At 42.1% G+C, this 17,604-nt stretch carries 16 protein-coding genes and 3 pseudogenes; 2 read left to right on the top strand and 17 right to left on the bottom strand.

The genetic code is table 11. From position 1 onward, the window contains the following. Nucleotides 1-7: 7 nt before the first annotated feature. Complete coding sequence (locus JNUCC21_RS09185) at nucleotides 8-448, top strand: SMI1/KNR4 family protein (RefSeq protein ID WP_048367302.1); 441 nt, start codon at nucleotides 8-10, stop codon at nucleotides 446-448. Nucleotides 449-500: 52 nt separating this feature from the next. Here the strand turns inward: JNUCC21_RS09185 and JNUCC21_RS09180 are convergent. The 13 genes and pseudogenes from JNUCC21_RS09180 to spoVK form a co-directional block, all read right to left on the bottom strand. Continuing rightward, nucleotides 501-614 (bottom strand): annotated as a pseudogene (locus JNUCC21_RS09180) (peptidoglycan-binding protein); the annotation flags it as partial. 4 nt (nucleotides 615-618) lie between these two features. Further along, nucleotides 619-1,938: a Kelch repeat-containing protein gene (locus JNUCC21_RS09175; RefSeq protein ID WP_369878757.1), complete on the bottom strand. Its 1,320-nt coding sequence runs from the start codon at nucleotides 1,936-1,938 to the stop codon at nucleotides 619-621. Nucleotides 1,939-1,999: 61 nt separating this feature from the next. Further along, nucleotides 2,000-2,865 (bottom strand): annotated as a pseudogene (locus JNUCC21_RS09170) (N-acetylmuramoyl-L-alanine amidase). Nucleotides 2,866-2,907: 42 nt separating this feature from the next. Continuing rightward, complete coding sequence (locus JNUCC21_RS09165) at nucleotides 2,908-3,243, bottom strand: holin family protein (protein WP_064107798.1); 336 nt, start codon at nucleotides 3,241-3,243, stop codon at nucleotides 2,908-2,910. A gap of 60 nt (nucleotides 3,244-3,303) precedes the next feature. Beyond that, nucleotides 3,304-3,897 (bottom strand): hypothetical protein, encoded by a 594-nt coding sequence (locus JNUCC21_RS09160; RefSeq protein WP_144664668.1) that lies wholly within the window; start codon nucleotides 3,895-3,897, stop codon nucleotides 3,304-3,306. Between the two features lie 220 nt (nucleotides 3,898-4,117). Next, on the bottom strand, nucleotides 4,118-4,705 hold the full coding sequence (locus tag JNUCC21_RS09155; RefSeq protein ID WP_144664669.1) for a hypothetical protein: 588 nt from the start codon (nucleotides 4,703-4,705) through the stop codon (nucleotides 4,118-4,120). Nucleotides 4,706-5,375: 670 nt separating this feature from the next. Next, the gene (locus tag JNUCC21_RS09150) at nucleotides 5,376-6,005 is read right to left on the bottom strand and encodes a hypothetical protein (RefSeq protein WP_041482194.1); all 630 of its coding nucleotides are present in this window, start codon (nucleotides 6,003-6,005) and stop codon (nucleotides 5,376-5,378) included. A gap of 102 nt (nucleotides 6,006-6,107) precedes the next feature. Further along, a pseudogene (locus tag JNUCC21_RS09145) lies at nucleotides 6,108-6,374 on the bottom strand (ArpU family phage packaging/lysis transcriptional regulator); the annotation flags it as partial. Nucleotides 6,375-6,692: 318 nt separating this feature from the next. Next, nucleotides 6,693-8,027: a type I glutamate--ammonia ligase gene (gene glnA / locus JNUCC21_RS09140; protein ID WP_007410365.1), complete on the bottom strand. Its 1,335-nt coding sequence runs from the start codon at nucleotides 8,025-8,027 to the stop codon at nucleotides 6,693-6,695. Nucleotides 8,028-8,084: 57 nt separating this feature from the next. Further along, the gene (locus JNUCC21_RS09135) at nucleotides 8,085-8,489 is read right to left on the bottom strand and encodes a MerR family transcriptional regulator (RefSeq protein WP_007410366.1); all 405 of its coding nucleotides are present in this window, start codon (nucleotides 8,487-8,489) and stop codon (nucleotides 8,085-8,087) included. Between the two features lie 109 nt (nucleotides 8,490-8,598). Next, nucleotides 8,599-9,864, bottom strand: a complete 1,266-nt coding sequence (locus JNUCC21_RS09130; RefSeq protein ID WP_012117612.1) for an aminotransferase class I/II-fold pyridoxal phosphate-dependent enzyme — start codon at nucleotides 9,862-9,864, stop codon at nucleotides 8,599-8,601. Between the two features lie 16 nt (nucleotides 9,865-9,880). Further along, nucleotides 9,881-11,143, bottom strand: coding sequence for a GTPase HflX (hflX, locus tag JNUCC21_RS09125; RefSeq protein WP_369878756.1), 1,263 nt, complete (start codon nucleotides 11,141-11,143; stop codon nucleotides 9,881-9,883). A gap of 129 nt (nucleotides 11,144-11,272) precedes the next feature. After that, on the bottom strand, nucleotides 11,273-12,241 hold the full coding sequence (gene spoVK / locus JNUCC21_RS09120; protein ID WP_015417523.1) for a stage V sporulation protein K: 969 nt from the start codon (nucleotides 12,239-12,241) through the stop codon (nucleotides 11,273-11,275). Between the two features lie 306 nt (nucleotides 12,242-12,547). Here spoVK and JNUCC21_RS09115 point away from each other — a divergent pair, with 306 nt between their 5' ends. After that, a complete protein-coding gene (locus tag JNUCC21_RS09115) occupies nucleotides 12,548-13,291 on the top strand; it encodes an N-acetylmuramoyl-L-alanine amidase (RefSeq protein ID WP_369878755.1) in 744 nt (247 codons plus the stop codon). 49 nt (nucleotides 13,292-13,340) lie between these two features. Here JNUCC21_RS09115 and JNUCC21_RS09110 read toward each other — a convergent pair whose 3' ends face one another. From JNUCC21_RS09110 to nrdI, 4 genes are read right to left on the bottom strand one after another with little or no spacing between them, the layout of a single operon-like run. Next, entirely contained in the window at nucleotides 13,341-13,961 is a 621-nt protein-coding gene (locus tag JNUCC21_RS09110; RefSeq protein ID WP_369878754.1) for a hypothetical protein, read from the bottom strand. A 48-nt stretch (nucleotides 13,962-14,009) separates the two neighbouring features. Further along, nucleotides 14,010-14,999 carry a class 1b ribonucleoside-diphosphate reductase subunit beta gene (gene nrdF / locus JNUCC21_RS09105; RefSeq protein ID WP_012117608.1) on the bottom strand — a complete coding sequence of 330 codons (990 nt, stop codon included), beginning with the start codon at nucleotides 14,997-14,999 and terminating at the stop codon, nucleotides 14,010-14,012. Between the two features lie 17 nt (nucleotides 15,000-15,016). Then, nucleotides 15,017-17,119, bottom strand: a complete 2,103-nt coding sequence (nrdE, locus tag JNUCC21_RS09100; protein ID WP_007611605.1) for a class 1b ribonucleoside-diphosphate reductase subunit alpha — start codon at nucleotides 17,117-17,119, stop codon at nucleotides 15,017-15,019. After that, the gene (gene nrdI, locus JNUCC21_RS09095) at nucleotides 17,079-17,471 is read right to left on the bottom strand and encodes a class Ib ribonucleoside-diphosphate reductase assembly flavoprotein NrdI (protein WP_003154061.1); all 393 of its coding nucleotides are present in this window, start codon (nucleotides 17,469-17,471) and stop codon (nucleotides 17,079-17,081) included. The genes nrdE and nrdI overlap by 41 nt, the downstream gene beginning before the upstream one ends. Nucleotides 17,472-17,604: the final 133 nt, after the last annotated feature.

Raw genomic sequence — 17,604 nt, 5'->3', positions numbered from 1 at the left:
TTATAACATGGTTGAATGGGATTTCGGTGAACATCCTATCAGTAACGAAGAAATTCAAGAAGTTGAAAATACGCTACAAGTAAAGTTTCCAAAAGATTATTTAGAATATGTCAAAAGCTATTCTGGCGCTACCCCAACTCCTGAGACTTTTGATTTTGAAGGAAGAAAAGGGATTGCTTTCGGATACTTACATAGTTTCCATGAGGATAGTGAGTCATACATAATTAACGTTTCTAATCGTTATCGAGACGGCAGAATGCCAGATAAAGTAATTCCTATTGCGGATGATGTGTTTGGTAATGAGATCTGCTACGATTTTAGAAAGAATCATAGTAATCCCTCTCTTGTTTTTTGGGATCATGAAATTGCATTTGAAAACCCAGAGGGTGCTCTGAGTCACATATGTAATTCGTTTACGGAATTGGTAGATAAGCTCTACGAAGAATAGAAACAAAAAGTCCATATAAACAAAGCCCTTCCCTTTTGAGAAGGGTTTTTTGTTATTTCGATAATATTTCCAGTTTTACTTTCGTTTTTGGTCCGTAAATTCCGTCAGCAGTTAACCCGTATATAGATTGGAACCGTTTGACCGCATTTGCTGTTTTGGGACTATACGTGTTAAGTGGTTTTAGCACTTTGATTATTGCTTGTATTCGTTGAGTACTCATTTACTTCAAAAGTAAGGATATTCTTAAAGATTACATGATCTTTTCTGTTCTCAAACGGTCCAATATTATTATTGTGCTTGTCAATCTCGTATCTCGAAGGGCCTGTTCCTGAATCTTTTTGATCGTACCAGTTAATGAAATCATTTACCTCTTCCATCGAAAGATCAAATTCTTTTTCAAGTCCTGTTGTCATTGTTATAGTAAGGATAGCTCGATCACCCTCACTGTGCTGATCAGATGTTGGTTTATCTGATGTATCGGTATTCCCATCTGTTTGAGCATTGGTAGAAAACATCTCGACAGAATCTAAAACACCTAGTTTTGCATTTGTTATTGGATCATATTTAGATTGCCCACCAATAATATAAAGATCCTGTCCAATAGTTGCTGCTCCAGCCGCCATTCTAGCATTCTTAATTTCTTTACACTCTGATATTGTATTGTCTTTTGGATTGTATACTTGGACTTTTGCGGAAACCTCTTTATTGCTAGTTGCTCCACCTATGATGTAAACTTCCCCATTTAATACAGTAGATGCAGCAAATGCTACACCAGTAATTAAATTTTGTTTTTCCAACCACGAATCAGTACTCTGATTGTACTCATAAATAACATCATAGGTTGTTTTCGGAGGTATCAAATTTTGATCAGAGCCGCCCATTAAATAAATTTTATTGTCTACAGTCTGTACTGTTGCACCATGTATTGATAAAGGTAAATCATTTTTTTTAGACCATGATTTTTGCTCTGTATCGTAACAATAGTTAGATGAAGGACCCTCATTGTTCCCCCACACCACATAAATTTTATTGCCGATAACTGCTGCAGAACCAAAACTTGATCCTTTAACAGGCATATCTGTTCCTTTCTCCCAAGTATCATTTTGAGTATCGTATATTAAAACGGTCTGTAGTTGAACACGTGTGCCATTGCTCCAATAAGACCCTCCAAGTACATATATCTTTTCCCCTACCACAACAGCTGAACCTGATGATACAATTTGAGGCATACTTTTTTTCTGTATCCATACATTACTTTTCGGGTCATAAACATAAGTTGTACTCGTAGAATTTCCGTTATAGGTTCCTCCCAACACATAAATTTTCCCGTTAACACTTGCTGTCATAGCAGAGGTACGACTTTCAGGTAAATTAGCCTCCGGCACCCATTCTTTTGAATCTGATGATGTTTGTTCTGCCTGCACTGGTACATAACTTACTAACACAGCAAAAGCTAAAATTACAAAAACCACTAACAAGCTTTTTTTCACATATATCTCTCCTAACTTTTAATAGCACGCCATTTAATGTATCGGTTATTTTTTTATTCTTTCAAATTAATTTTTCAAGCTTTGCTTTTGTCCTCGGTCCGTAATAGCCATCTATTCCGTTGTCCTTTGCCCCTTTGTCTGGATAGTAATAGAGAGCCGCCAACGCTGTTTGAATCTGTTTTACGGCCGTCTCCTTAGTTAAGGGGCTTGTCACTTTTAAAACGCCTGACGGCAGCGTGTAAGATGATTTCTTTCCGTTGGACGGAGAGCTGGCCGAGCCAGTCAACTTTAATACTTGACCGGCTTTGATAAAGTTCGGGTCCTTGATACCGTTCAAGCTTTGCAGGGTTGCCATGCTTACGCCTGTTTTCTGTGCAATGACAGAAAGGGCATCTCCTTTCTTCACGGTGTACGTCGCCCCGCCGATCTTGAATTCTGTTTTCGCAGGTGAAGATGTGGCACCGCTTATGCCGGCCTTAAAAGAGTCCCAACGATCAAGTAGCTTACGAGGACAATACTTACCGGACCAGTGTTGGTGAGGGACCACGTTTGCAAGGGAAATGCCCTGCTCCTTCATGAGCTTTTTGATCAGCCATTGAGCATTCGCCACGGCTTTCTCAAAATCCCCATCGCTATTCTCGCAAATTTCAATGCCGATAGATTTCCGGTTGCCGGTTCCGCGGTTTCCGTCTCCCGCGTGCCATCCGTTTTCATTCAATGGCAGATGCTGATAAATCTCTTTGTCGTCTACTGTAAAGTGCCAGCTGGTGGGTGTTTCCGGATTTTTCTCATAACGGGCGTGCATGGCTGCGCTTGCCCCTTGTGCCGTGTTTGCCGTGTTATGAACTGTGATGTTGCCGGGTTCATTGCGTATCCCGGTCTGTTATTGTGCCCCACTGGAATAAAGTCTCTAGTGATTTTCACCATGTTTTATCGTCTCCTTTTGAGTAATAAAATAAGCCGCTGAATTTACTCAGCAGCTTTGTCCTCTTTTTCTGTTTTCTGATCGTTGTCGCTTTCAATTACGTGAAGCCGGTCAGTGATGACGGCCGGAATTTTAACGCCGATCTGTGCCAAATTTTCCGTGATGGACAGGCCCTCATTTGCGATATAAAAAAGAACGGTTGCAAAGGTCATGACGCCGTTCAGATCCATAATCGTATCAATAGCATTTGCCACGATAACCACAAGGAAACTGAGCATTTTACGGACATAGCCGAACCATGCGATCCGGCTGCGAAGCTCCTTGAATTTCCATGCTTTTATCATACCGGTAATGATGTCAATGATGTTCAGCACCAGCATTAAATATAGTAAGGTTTAAAGATTCAATTTTAAAAAATACAATAAGTAATAAGAGATTTTTTACTTTCGAAATGCTTTTTGTAATTCTTCAATAATTTCTTTTTGCTCTTTTTGTTTTCTGTCAACAGCTGTGTTGCCTTGATCGCTTGCAAGGTTCATCATTTTCCTTATTCTTCTATGAGTACACATTCTTAATATTTTTGAAATCTGCTTAACTGGTTTACTAAACTCCTTCAAATGCTGATTGTTGAATTGTAAATTAGTTTCTGTTATATGAAAATTATCAAAAAAATCTTGACTTACCAAAATAGCACCAGAGATTTGATCTTCTGTTTCCTTTTTTTTAAAGACTATTTCCAAAACTCCTGTTTTCCCAGGTTCTAGAGTTACTAATGGTTTAGATAAGTAATGTTGATCTCCCTTTTTATTTCCACCTTTTACGGTGATAATTAAAAAGGTTTTTAAAGCTACCCCTTTTCCATAGTTCTTCACTTCAAAAGAAATAGTAACTTTTTGATTCTCGAGTCTCTTTTTTATATTGCTAGCTATTAGACGGGGAGCATCGTTAATTTGAAGATTTTTACGTGTTAAGAAATAACTAGATAAAGATATAAGAGCTGCAAAACTACTTATAATGAGAGGTACTATAGCCAAATTATTCATCCTTTTTTTATTCATTATACATAAAAAAGGAATTAAGAAACAATAACGTCCTCCCTATTGGATTGAAAAAACAGCCTAATAATGTTGTTTTAACCTCTCCCCACACTCATACTGTTAACCGCCAATAGTCTACCCTGAGTTTTACCGGACGCAGTTTACAGAGAATATAAAAAAGCACCTTAATAGAGGTGCAATTTTATTCATTATTATATTATTGAGAGTTATCACTTGAATTACTTTGATTTTCAAACTCATTTACTCTGTCCATAAAATATTCTAGGTTCCTATCAAAATAATAATAATTTATCAGCATAATCATTATTAGAGCACCGTTACCACTTTCAAGTATTATCGTTTTTACGCTGAGTAAGTTTAGATCTGTACAACAGAGGATTATTATAGTCATAAATGACAGCATTAAACTTGTAAGCAAGCCCCTTCTTCCATGTAGTTGCCCTAAACGATAACTGTATATGTTTTTGATTCCCTTACCAAGTTCTTCTTCTTCAACGATTCGCTTGTCTATCTTAAACTCTCTATCAAAGTAAACTAACCATTTTCTTTTTCTGTATTCAGGAATTACAAACCACAAAAACAAGCTAATCTGATGAATGATATGCCCTAAAATTATTCCTAGTGCTGCTGCTAGTGCAGTAAAGCCTACAAGCGAGAAACCTTTATACTTTAGAATTTGGGGTATATACCCTGGTTCGTTTATTAAGTACAACAGGGTTATAAATATCATAAACACCCATCCTGGTAATCCCCATCTTACTAAATATTTCGATTCAAAATTCAACTTAATCGCCCCCACCTTATTATCGGTGAAAGAAAAGGACAAAGAAACAATATGCAAAATTTGTCGAAAGAAAGTTCAAGATAAATTTAATCATTAACCTCCTTATGCTAATTGCTTATTAAATTGATCTAACATATACTCCGAGAGGAAGGCCAAGTATAGCAAGATCGCACAATGAACCACGATAATACTATTCCCCGATACGGCCACCGCAGACTAGCTGCTATCCAGGCTCAGAATGTTCCTCTCATTCGACTTCATTCCTCAACAACTTTGTTCCGTATCCGGATACGCCATTTATAAGGGTTAGGCGCGTCACCCGTGTTTTGTTGATAGGTTAAGTTTATCGAGATTTCAAACATATATAGTCTCCCCTTTTCTCCCCCAATTTGTCCCCTGTTTTGTCGGGAATTTGTCGCTTATTTGTCGTTTTCCCACCCAAATAAAATAAACAAAAAAGAGCAGACCGAAGTCTGCTCCCTTCAAAAGTTTATGATTTGTCATTATCAGATAGCCTTAGAACCGTAATACTCAATAATATTAAGCCTATAAACGTGCCGTATTTTCCGGTATCTATATCTGTGAGTGGAGCTACAATATATTCAATCAGGAATATAATAATAGCTATTGAGACTAATATACGATTCATTTGATATTACCACCTTAATAATTAACCATTTCTCCAGGGTACAACAACAGGGGTACCAATTATCCAATTATAAGAAATTCCGTACTTTCCATTATCGGATACTTTTTTTATGGCATACTTACCAGCAAACATTGCCCCTGCAATTGCTCCAGCATATACTGAAATCCCAGGTATTTTTTTTATCAATGCTGCTATCCCGGCGATAGCCCCTGCCATACCGTCAGCATCCTCAACAATATCTAAGAATTTTTTAATTACACACGAATTCATGCTCACCTTGACTATAGGAATTGCTACCGAAACACCTTGTTTCCCTCTACATTTTGCTAGAGTTGACATCTCACTTGATTCATCGGAAATATTAACTGTAGCAGAATCGACTAGTGTTCGATGGCCATCAGTTAACAAATATTGATCAACTTTAATCGACTCTTTAGAGGTTCCTTTATCTAGAGTTTTTTGATCAATAAAATACTGTTTTCCGCCATATTCGATTGTATAAGATGCTTCACCTTCAGACTGACTTATAACATTCATTCCAGAAACATTGGTTTTTACCTTTTCATTCATCGATGTCTTAGCATAAGAAGGAAGTGCAAATCCGCAGACTAAACTCAATACAAGAAGCAAGCTTACTATTTTTGTTTTCAAGTCCTTCCTTTAAGGAGACTAACATAGTCATAATGAAAAATACACCATATAACGTTAAAATAGGAAATCCCACCCACGCAACTGCTTACTACAAAAAAGCACTCAGATTATTCCGAGTGCTGTAGCAATGCGTAAAATGGCACGCTGTTTTATTTCATAATAGGTGTCCTTCTTCATGCCGAGTTCCATATAAATATGAATGTCTTTCGTTTGGCTGGCTGCTAAGTATTTTTTCTCAATGATCATGCGTTCTTCATCGTCCAGGCTGTTTTCTAACGCCCTTTCCATCTGCTTAACCTTCAGTTCATTTAATATGAAAGAATCTCTGATTGAAGGAAACAGGCTGATACCAGCATCAACCGATTCCTTCAAAAATTTAAAGAAAAGTCTAAGCGTGGTTTTTCCACAAAAAAAGAGGTTCAATTGGATGTAGCTGGAAAAGAAAAACGAATGGATCATCAAAACAAATAAAAAACGAGAATACAATATGGAGTTTTTCAATAGCGATGACATACCTTTTTTTACGTGTAGCATATGAATGAGAATTATATCTCCACAATTATGGAGTAATTTTTTATTGATTTTTTGTGGGTGTTTTGTGGGTGGTGTATGATCTATATTAAATTATTAAATTTGTTAACAAATCAAAAAATCCCCTGACACCAATAGTGCCAAGGGATTGAGAGATTAATACTGAGACATATATTGTTCGCGCTCCCACGGATGAACCTGTGTGCGGAACATATCCCATTCGATTTCTTTTGCTTCGATGAAGTGTTCGAACAGGTGCTCGCCGAGCGCCGCAACCATGACTTCGTTTGATTTGAATTCATCGAGAGCTTCCGCCAGTGTCGCCGGAAGATCTACGATGCCGTTTTCCATGCGCTCTTCTTTGCTCATGACGTAGATGTTGCGGTCAATCGGAGCCGGTGCTTCAAGTTTGTTTTTGATTCCGTCAAGGCCTGCTGCAAGCAATACGCTTAACGCCAGGTACGGGTTTGCCGCCGGGTCTACGCTGCGGACTTCAACACGCGTGCTGATGCCCCGGGAAGCCGGGATACGGATCAGCGGGCTTCTGTTTTGCGCGCTCCATGCCACGTAGCAAGGTGCTTCATAGCCCGGAACAAGGCGTTTGTAAGAGTTCACTGTCGGGTTTGTGACAGCCGTAAAGCTTGTCGCGTGTTTTACGATACCGGCAATGAAATGTTTTGCTGTTTCACTCAGCTGAAGATCAGCGTCTTTATCAAAGAACGCGTTAACGCTATCTTTAAAGAGTGATAGGTTGCAGTGCATACCGGAACCGTTTACGCCGAACAGCGGTTTTGGCATGAATGTCGCATGCAGACCGTGTTTGCGGGCGATCGTTTTGACAACCAGTTTGAAAGTTTGGATGTCGTCACAAGAACGGATGGCACCGGCATATTTAAAATCGATTTCGTGCTGACCCGGAGCAACTTCATGGTGAGATGCTTCGATTTCAAAGCCCATTTCTTCAAGCTCAAGCACGATATCGCGGCGGCAGTTTTCTCCCAAGTCAGTCGGAGCCAGGTCGAAGTATCCGCCTTTATCGTTCAATTCAAGCGTCGGTTCGCCTTTTTCATCTAATTTAAACAGGAAGAATTCAGGCTCAGGTCCAAGATTGAAATCGCTGAAACCGAGTTCTTTCATTTCTTTCAGAATCCGTTTGAGGTTGTTACGCGGGTCACCTTCGAACGGCGTGCCGTCCGGATTGTAAATGTCACAGATGAAGCGTGCTACTTTACCTTTTTCAGCCGTCCATGGGAAGATTACAAATGTGTTCAGATCAGGATATAAGTACATATCAGACTCTTCGATACGGACGAAACCTTCGATGGAAGAACCGTCGAACATGCATTTATTATCAAGTGCTTTTTCAAGCTGGCTCACAGGAATTTCCACGTTTTTAATCGTTCCGAGAATGTCTGTGAATTGAAGGCGGATATACTTTACGTTTTCCTCATTTACTAATTTTACGATGTCTTCTCTTGTGTACTTTGCCATTTCGTAAAACTCCTCCTCTAAAAGGTAAATGTATATAGCAAAACAGTTGCTAACGGATTAATGAAAGAATCGGGACATGTCACCTTGGCGGAAAGTATTTCCCCGCTGGAAACGGCCTGCCTGCATCAGTTCGTTTTTCAGAAGCTTTCTGAGTTCGTCATCAGACAGATTGTGCTTCATCGGTTTGGCGGTTTTTTCGGATTTTTCTTCCGGTTCGGCAGATGCCTTATCCAGAATTTGTTTGATCCCCGCCATATTGACGCCTTGTTCAATCAGATTTTTGATTTCTAACAGTTTATCTACATCATGGAATGAAAATAATCGTCTATTTCCTTCGCTTCTCGCTGGAAATATCAATCCATTTTCCTCATAATATCGAATTTGCCGGGCAGAAAGTTCTGTTAACTGCATGACAATCCCAATTGGAAATAAAGGCATTGAGCGGCGAATGTTATCACTCATCTCAATTTCCTCCTTTTCTTATCTTAGTCTCATTATAGGTGATGTTATATTTTGTGTCAACACAATGTAAGGAATCTTAACATCAAATTCTTTGAAAATTGCAAACGGCCTAAATCAGCTCTTTTTCCATTAAAGCATTTACGGCGCTGCAAATCGCATTTTTCACGTGCGCGTAGGTTAATCCTCCTTGGACATACGCGACATAAGGCGGTCTGATAGGTCCATCTGCTGATAATTCAATGCTTGCTCCCTGTACGAAAGTGCCCGCTGCCATAATGACATCGTCTTCATATCCCGGCATATAGCTCGGATAAGGCGTCACATGCGCATTAATCGGTGAAGCATATTGTATCGCCTGGCAAAAAGCGATCATCTTATCAGGGTCCTGAAACTCAACTGATTGAATCAGATCCGTTCTCGGCGCATTCCATGCAGGGTTTGACGTAAAGCCGAGCTTTTCAAGAAAACGGGCGGTAAATACCGCTCCCTTCAAGCTTTGCGCCACTACATGCGGAGCGAGAAAGAAACCTTGATACATTTCCTGCAGTGAATAGAGCGAAGCGCCGGCTTCACTTCCGATTCCCGGGGAGGTCATCCGGTAAGAGCAGGCCTCAATCCACTTGGCTTTCCCTACAAGATAGCCGCCCGTTTTAGCAAGGCCGCCGCCCGGGTTTTTGATCAGGGAGCCGGCCATAAGATCCGCTCCGACGTGGCAGGGTTCCCGCTCTTCTGCAAATTCTCCGTAGCAATTGTCCACAAAAACAATGACATCTTCTTTGATTTCCTTTACGAAACGAATCATCTCTTCAATTTCATTTATTCTGAAAGACGGACGATTCGCATATCCTTTTGAACGCTGGATGCCGATCACTTTTGTATTCGGCTGGATTGCAGCCCGGACCGCTTCAAAGTCCACTCTGCCTTCTGATGTTAAATCGACTGCATTGTATCCGATTTGAAATTCCTTAAGCGAGCCTGAATACTCCCCGCCTCTTACTCCGACGATTTCCTCGAGTGTATCGTAAGGCTTGCCTGTGATATAAAGCAATTCGTCCCCGGGTCTCAGCACACCGAAGAGCGCGATTGAAATCGCATGCGTTCCGGAAATGATTTGCGGCCGCACGAGTCCCGCCTCTCCTCCGAACACATCAGCATAGATCTTCTCCAGTGTATCTCGTCCGATATCATCATAACCGTATCCGGTTGAAGGCGTAAAATGCGTATCGCTTACTTTATGTTTTCTGTAGCTTTGCAGGACTCTCCATTCATTCCGTTCACTGATTTCTTCTATTCTTTTATGAACGGCGGAGATTTCCGCTTCTGTTTCTTCGGCGGTTTTTTGTAAAAGAGCGCCGTGGGTCAGTGTGTCAAACATGTTGTGTATACCTTCCTTACATGAATTTCTTCAGTTCTCCGAGTATGCTTTGTTCTTCCTGTACATAACCTGAGACTTCGTAGCGTTCATTTTCTTCATTAAAATAAAGGCTGTCGATCATGGTCTCTGATTTGATGCGTGACATCAATTTGCCTTCGGCGGCAGGCACATGAACTTCATACGGCGTCATCAGCTCCCGGCGCAAATAAGCTTCGATTTCCGCTTTTAGTTTTGCTTCATCCCCGGCGATTCTGGCGCTGATCATGATGTGGCCTTCTCCCGCTGTCCGGATGAAGTCAGGAAGTGTCTCATCACGTTTGTTATAAGCGGTCAGCACCGGAATATCATCTGCCTCAAGCTCTTTTAACAGACCGAGGACCGTCTGTTCATGCCCGGCATAATCTTCATTGGATGAATCAATGACATGAATGATCAAGTCTGCTTCCTTCACTTCCTCAAGCGTTGAGCGGAAAGCGGCAATCAGCGTCGTCGGCAGATCCTGAATGAAGCCGACCGTATCAGACAAAAGGACACTGTAGCCGCTTGGGAGCGCCATCTTTCTCGTCATCGGATCAAGTGTTGCAAACAGCAGATCTTCTTCATAGCTGTCTGAGCTCGTTAATTGATTGAACCATGTTGATTTTCCGGCATTGGTATACCCGACGAGCGCAGCCTGAAGCACGCCGTTCTTTTTACGTCTCTCCCGATAACGGCTTCTGTGGCGGATAACCGTTGACAGCTGCACGTTAATTTCGTGTATGCGGTTTCTAATGTGGCGCCGGTCTGTTTCAAGCTTTGTCTCACCGGGCCCTCTCGTCCCGATTCCGCCGCCTTGTCTTGAGAGATTGATTCCTTGTCCGCTCAGACGCGGCAGCGCGTATTGAAGCTGGGCCAATTCGATCTGAAGCTTTCCTTCTCTCGTCTTCGCCCTTTTTGCGAAAATATCCAAAATTAGCTGCGTGCGGTCGATGATCTTCGCTTCAATTGCAGTGGCGAGTGATTTAAGCTGGCTCGGTGACAGTTCATCATTAAAAATGACCAGATCCGCTTCAAGCTCTTCACACAGCGCCTTCAGCTCGTCTACTTTCCCCTTGCCTATATATGTAGCGGCATCCGCTCTGTTCCGTTTTTGCGTAATCCGGGTCAGCACCGTTCCGTCAGCCGTTTTTGTCAATGAAGCAAGCTCTTCCATGGAATGTTCAAAGTGCTCATCTGTCATGTGCGGAAGCTGGCAGCCGACCAAAATGACCGTTTCTTTTTTTCCTTCCTGTTCGTTCAAATGGATGTTCCTTTCTGTGTCGTATTGGGCAGTAGTACTATCATACCAAACCCGCAGGGCGTATACCACACATCCGGCGGGTTTTAAAGAGAGAAATAAAAAAGAGACCCCTCAGACCGGCTGAGAGGTCTATTCGTGAGCTGCCGCCTCATCTTTTATAAGTAAATCCTGGCTCTTGATCGTCATTAAATCGTTTTTTAAGTATTGGTCTCCCATTAAAAGTCTCATAGCCTGAGCGCGGATCGATTTTTCAATCACGTTTCTGACAAAGCGCCCGTTGCTGAATTTAATGGGGCTTGTCGTGCTTTTCACTGTCATTAAGTAATCTTTTAACTTCCACTCGGCTTCCTGGCTTAATTGATACTCCCGCTCTGCTATCATGCGCTTTGCGATGTCCATCAGCTGAGTGACAGAGTAATCCGGAAAATCGATGCTGATAGGGAAACGCGATTGCAGGCCGGGATTTAATGACAGGAAATGTGTCATTTCTCTCGAGTACCCTGCCAGGATCAGAATAAATTCATGCTGTTTGTCTTCCATATGCTTGACAAGCGTATCAATCGCCTCTTTACCGAAATCCTTTTCTCCGCCCCTTGCAAGTGAGTATGCCTCATCAATGAATAAAATGCCGCCGAGCGATTTCTTAATCAGATCTCTCGTTTTTTGCGCCGTGTGTCCGATGTATTCACCGACCAGATCGGCACGTTCCGCTTCGATCAGATGTCCTTTGGAAAGCACGTTCATTTCGAAGAAAAGCTTGCCGATCAGTCTCGCGACGGTGGTTTTCCCGGTGCCGGGGTTCCCTTTGAACATCATATGAAGAGCTTGTTTTCCGACTTTCAGCCCTTGTTCGGCCCGTTTTTGGTTGACGAATATCCACGCGTAAATTTCTTTAATGTTGCGTTTCATTTCTTCCATACCCACTAATGTGTTCATTTCTTTTTCAATTTCTTTCAGAATGCTGTGTTTGGCTTCATTTTTTTGCAGGGCGGCCTGATATTCCGCCTCAGCTTCTGCATTTGTCAGCACTTGCTTTTGGCCATTAAGAATGATGTTAATTTGTCCGTTATTTTTATAGGTTACAGCGCGCTCCAACATGCTCACCTCTCTGTTCTCTCTTTATCTTACTCATGATGAAGCGGTTCCGTGACATCCGCCTATCATCATGAGACCCGTTTTCCTCTTTATTTGTCACTTTTTCCGTTCTCTTCGGGAATGATGTTGAATCCTGCGCTTTCCCGAGAAATATTTTTCATTTCTTATTGTATTCAACAGAAACGGGAGGACAAACCATTTATTTTTATTTTCCGGGAAATGTTGGGTGTGTTTCTCATTTTTTTCATGAATGACAGCCGTACAAGCACCTTTTGAATATCATCATATGCTGTAATGAGGTGATGGAGAATGGTTAAAATTTTTATAGACCCCGGTCATGGCGGAACTGATTCAGGTGCAACCGGAAACGGACTTCAGGAAAAAGCGGTCACGCTGGAGATCGCGCTGGCTTTGCGCACGATTCTGACGAATGAGTATGAAGGAGTTTCTGTCACGATGAGCAGGACAAGCGATAAGACGGTCAGCCTGACGGAAAGAACGGATGCCGCCAACAGCTGGGGCGCAGATTATTTTTTATCCATTCATATTAACTCAGGAGGCGGAACCGGATTCGAAAGCTATATTTACCCCGGTGTCGGAGCGCCGACCTCGACTTACCAATCAGCCGTCCACACGCAAGTGATTCAAGCATCAGGTTTTAATGACCGAGGAAAAAAAACAGCCAACTTCCATGTGCTGCGGGAGACAAGTATGCCGGCGATTTTGACGGAGAATGGTTTTGTTGATACGTCAGCTGATGCAAACAAACTGAAAACAGCCAGTTTTATTGAAAGCCTTGCAAGAGGACATGCCAAGGGCTTGGAGCAAGCTTTCGGTCTAAAAAAAAAGGCTGACTTATATAAAGTGCAAATCGGTGCATTCAAAGTGAAAGCAAATGCTGATGCGGAGTCTAAAGGTTTTGACGCGATTGTGCTTCCAAAAGGCGGCTTATTTAAAGTGCAGATCGGCGCATTCTCTTCCAGAGATTATGCTGAAGCGTTGGCAGCGCGGGCCGAAAAAGCCGGATTTGATGCCTTCATTGTGCAAGACTAAATGAAAAAACCCCTGCTCTCCCTTTTTTGGGACGAACAGGGGTTTTTTGTTATTGAAGTATATCGGCGACAAACTGAGACCAAGCTTCAAGACGCTGATACACATTTTCCTCTTTCAGTTCGCTCAGTTTCATCCAGCGCCCGGCGATTTGATCTTTTTCTTTCACTTCGACTTGTGCCGCAGACGCTAACTGAAGCGCAGAAAGGATGCCGATATGCACCTTCCCTACATCGTTTTCATCATCATTAATCAGGCCGAGTGTGACAATGTTTTGTTTGTCCTCCTCGCGAATGTACAGTTCTTCCGCCAGCTCCCGGTCGGTATTCTGTTTCAGCACTTCCGAAAATGAAGCCGCCCCTTCCATAGGGTTCATGTGTCCGCCGAAGCCGAGAGAAAGCTTATTATGGAGGCGCGATTCCCCTCCGCCCGCGAGCCGTTCATACACAAACACCTCATCATCGCAGCGGATGACGACATACGGAATCGGCTGTTTAAATCGCGGGTCCTCTTCCGCGTCGCCTCTTCTGATTTCAAAAAAATGCGCCTCAATTTGAGCCATGATTTTTACGATACGTTCATTCTCACTGTTGACTCCCTGAAATGTCAGCATTTCGTTTTGAAAGACGTCACTCCGCGGTGCAGCCAAGATGATTTCATCCATTTTATTCATGCCCGTTCCTCCTGTCTTACCTCTCCATTCAAGCCAAAAGAGCAGATATTATATCTGCTCTTCATCTTGGCCAAAATAAAAATCTTCGTCCTTAATCGGTTCTACCGTCGCCTTTTTGTAGCCGTTCCCTTTCATGGAGAAGAAATCATGTGATTTTGTTTTGGTGTTTAATCCGTTTAATACGATCGGATTAATATCCTCTTCTTCAAAGTAAGGATCGAACCCTAAGTTCATCAAAGCTTTATTGGCGTTATAGCGGATGAATTTCTTTACATCGTGTGAGAGTCCGACTTGATCGTACAAGTCCTCTGTATATTCAAGTTCATTTTCATATAACTGATTCAGAAGGTCAATCGCAAATTCACGAAGCTCTGCTTTTTTCTCTTCTGTCTGTTTATTATAAATTTCCTGAGCAAGGAGACCGACATACACGCCGTGAATCGCTTCGTCACGAAGGATCAGGTTAATGATCTCACCGCTTTGCATCAGTTTTCCTTGTCCGTAGAAATATAACGGATAATAGAAACCGCTGTAGAAAAGGAAGCTTTCCAGATAGACGGAAGCAACCATCGCTTTGAACAGTGAAATTTCATCATCTTTTTGAATGGCTTTGTAAAGCCCGACAATCATTTGCGCTTTTTTCTGCAAATATTTATTTTGTTTAACCCATTCAAATACTTCATTAATCGTTTCAGTCGGAGCAAGCGTCATAAAGATATTTGAATATGATTTTGCGTGCACCGCATTTTCCATCATCGCCATGAAATTAAGAACCGCTTTTCGCTGATGACCTTCGACGTGCTCGGCCACAATCGGCATGCCCGTGTTCCCCTGCTCTGTATCAAGCAGTGTCAGGCCGGCAAGCACCTTCATGTACGTATCCTGTTCATTTTTACCCAAATACTTCCAAGTGAGAAGATCGCCGTTTAATGCGATCTCTTCCGGAAGCCAAAACTGCTTTACATTTTGGTTGTAAAACATTTGGGTGAAATCATCTTCATGCTTTGACCAGTTTGCTGCGTCATAAATTTTTGTCACTGTAAACTCTCCTTTAATCAAACGACACAAGAAAGACAGCTGTCCTGCCCGGTATCTTTCGTTCTTGCATAGTAAATGGTTTTGATGCCTCTATGGTGGGCATACAGATCAATACGATTCAGATCACGAGTTGTCATCGTATCTTTCAAAAACAGGGTAAAGCTGATTCCCTGATCGATATGCTGCTGGATTGTCGCGATCATATCCACCACTTTGAACATGTCCATATCATAAGCTTCTTTGTAGAAGAACCAGTTATTAGACGCTAACCCCGGCATCGGGTAATACGTTTTTGAATTTCCGTATGTTCTTTCTTCGATCCGTTCCATGATCGGCATAACGGACGCCGTGCTGGATTGGACGTAGGAAATGGAGCCTGTCGGCGCGATGCACAGTCTGTAGCTGTGGTACATGCCGTTTTCAGCGACAAACGCCTTCAGCTCTTTCCAGTCTTCGATTGTCGGAATGTGCATGCCTTCAAAGAGCGCAGCGATTTTTTCGTATGCCGGTGAGAACTCTTTTTCGATGTATTTATTGAAATATTCTCCCGTTGCATAAGTGGAGCCTTCATAATGCTCAAACGTTTCGCCTTTTTCTTTCGCAAGCTCAGCTGAACGCTGAATGGAATAAAAGTTCACCATCATAAAGAACGTATTCGCGAAATCTCTTGCTTCCGGGCTTTCATACGCGATGCCGTTTTGGGCCAGGTAACCGTGAAGGTTCATAGCGCCTAAACCGATGGACTTCATCGCTTTGTTCGCGCGTCTGACTGCCGGCGCGTTGCGGATATCCGTCGTCTCAGATACATGAGTCAGGGAATCCGTCGCGAGTTTCACCGTGCGCTCAATCGATTTATGTTTCATGACATTCAGTATATTTAATGAACCAAGGTTGCAGGAAATGTCCAAGCCGATTTCGTCTTCCTCGTCATAATCTGTGTAAGCCGAAACCTGTGACGCCTGAAGCACTTCAGAGCAAAGGTTCGAGAATTTCACTTTTGATACGTGGTTATTCGCGTGCTCTTTGTTTACGTTATCCTGGAACATAATGTACGGATAACCTGACTCAGAACGGAGAACGGCAAGCTTTTCAAGCAGTTTGCGCGCATTCACTTTTTCTTTTTTGACACGCGGGTTGTCGACAAGCTCTTCATACATCGCCGTCATGTCCATTTCGTCCATATGCTGGCCGTATTCTTTATAAATCGTATGCGGATAGAATACATAAGCCGCTTTATCCTCACGTGCAAGCTCAACGAACTTATCCGGAATGACGACACCGATAGAAAGCGTTTTGACGCGCACATCTTCATCCGCAGAAATCTTTTTCGTATCAAGAAAATCATTAATATCGCGGTGGAAAATATTTAAATACGCCGCGCCTGAGCCTTGTCTTTGGCCCATTTGGTCAGCGTAACGGAACGCATTATCAAGAAGCTTCATGACGCCTACAACGCCTTTTGTGGCGTTTTCAACATCTTTAATCGCTTCGCCTTTCGCGCGAAGCTTGGACAGATTAAGAGAAACCCCGCCGCCTAATTTAGACAGCTGCATGGAAATATCGATCGCCCGTGAAATATCGTTTAAGGAATCATTGACTTCGAGCAAGAAGCAGCTCACCAGTTCTCCGCGGCGTTTTCTGCCGGCATTCAAAAATGTCGGTGTACTCGGCTGATATTCCTGGTTGATCATCAGGTTTACATATTCTTTTGCTTTCTCAGTGTCGCCGTTTGCGAAGAACAGCGCGACGATTGAGATTCGGTCCTCATAACGCTCGAGGATTCTTTTCTTGTCATTCGTTTTCAAAGCATAGTCATTATAAAATTTAAACGCACTCATGAAGGAAGGAAAACGAAACTTCTTTGCGTAAGCTGTCTTAAACACTTCTTTAATGTCTTCAAAAGAGTAAAGGCTTAAGAATTCCTCTTCGTAGTATTGGTTTTCAATCAAATAATCCAGCTTCTCTTTTAAATCGTGAAAGTAAACTGTGTTTTGATTGATATAGTCAACAAAATAGCTATGTACAGCCTCTTTATCTTTATCAAACTGGAATTTTCCATCCTGTTGGATCATGATTTCGTTATTTAACTGGATCCATTTTGGCACTTGATTTTGTGACAACTCTTTCTACCTCCTGAGTAAACAATTCAACGTCTTTAGATGTGCCGCTGAGTTCAAATTTGTGCAAGATTGGCACCTGATATTGTCTTGAAATGGTATCGGCGCTTTTTGCAAAGTTATCGCCCCATACTTTGTTGCCGCTCGCAGCGACTCCTAATAAGAGATGGGCGTATTTTTCGAGAAATGATTGTGTTGATGCCGGTACCTGACCGAAGTTTGTCGTGTAGGTGACCAAAACAAACGGAGTGTCCACGTGGTCCGTTTCGTCCACCTTGCGGATCAGCTGAAAGTCTGTTTTATTCACAAAACGCTGAACATTCCCTGTCTTTGAATCAAATATGATTTGAACCATCCTTATCACGACCTATCAAAAATAATGAATCTCTTAACACTATATATAGTATACTAACCTCTCAGAAAAACACAACATATTGAGATCGATTTATAAAAAATTCATATTTTTGAAAGAGCGGACTTTGGCTCTG

This window comes from Bacillus sp. JNUCC-21 (genome assembly GCF_041222765.1).
Classification (GTDB): Bacteria; Bacillota; Bacilli; order Bacillales; family Bacillaceae; genus Bacillus; species Bacillus velezensis.
The sequence above is the reverse complement of the archived record's forward strand: the minus strand, read 5'-3'. Positions and strand labels throughout refer to the sequence as shown.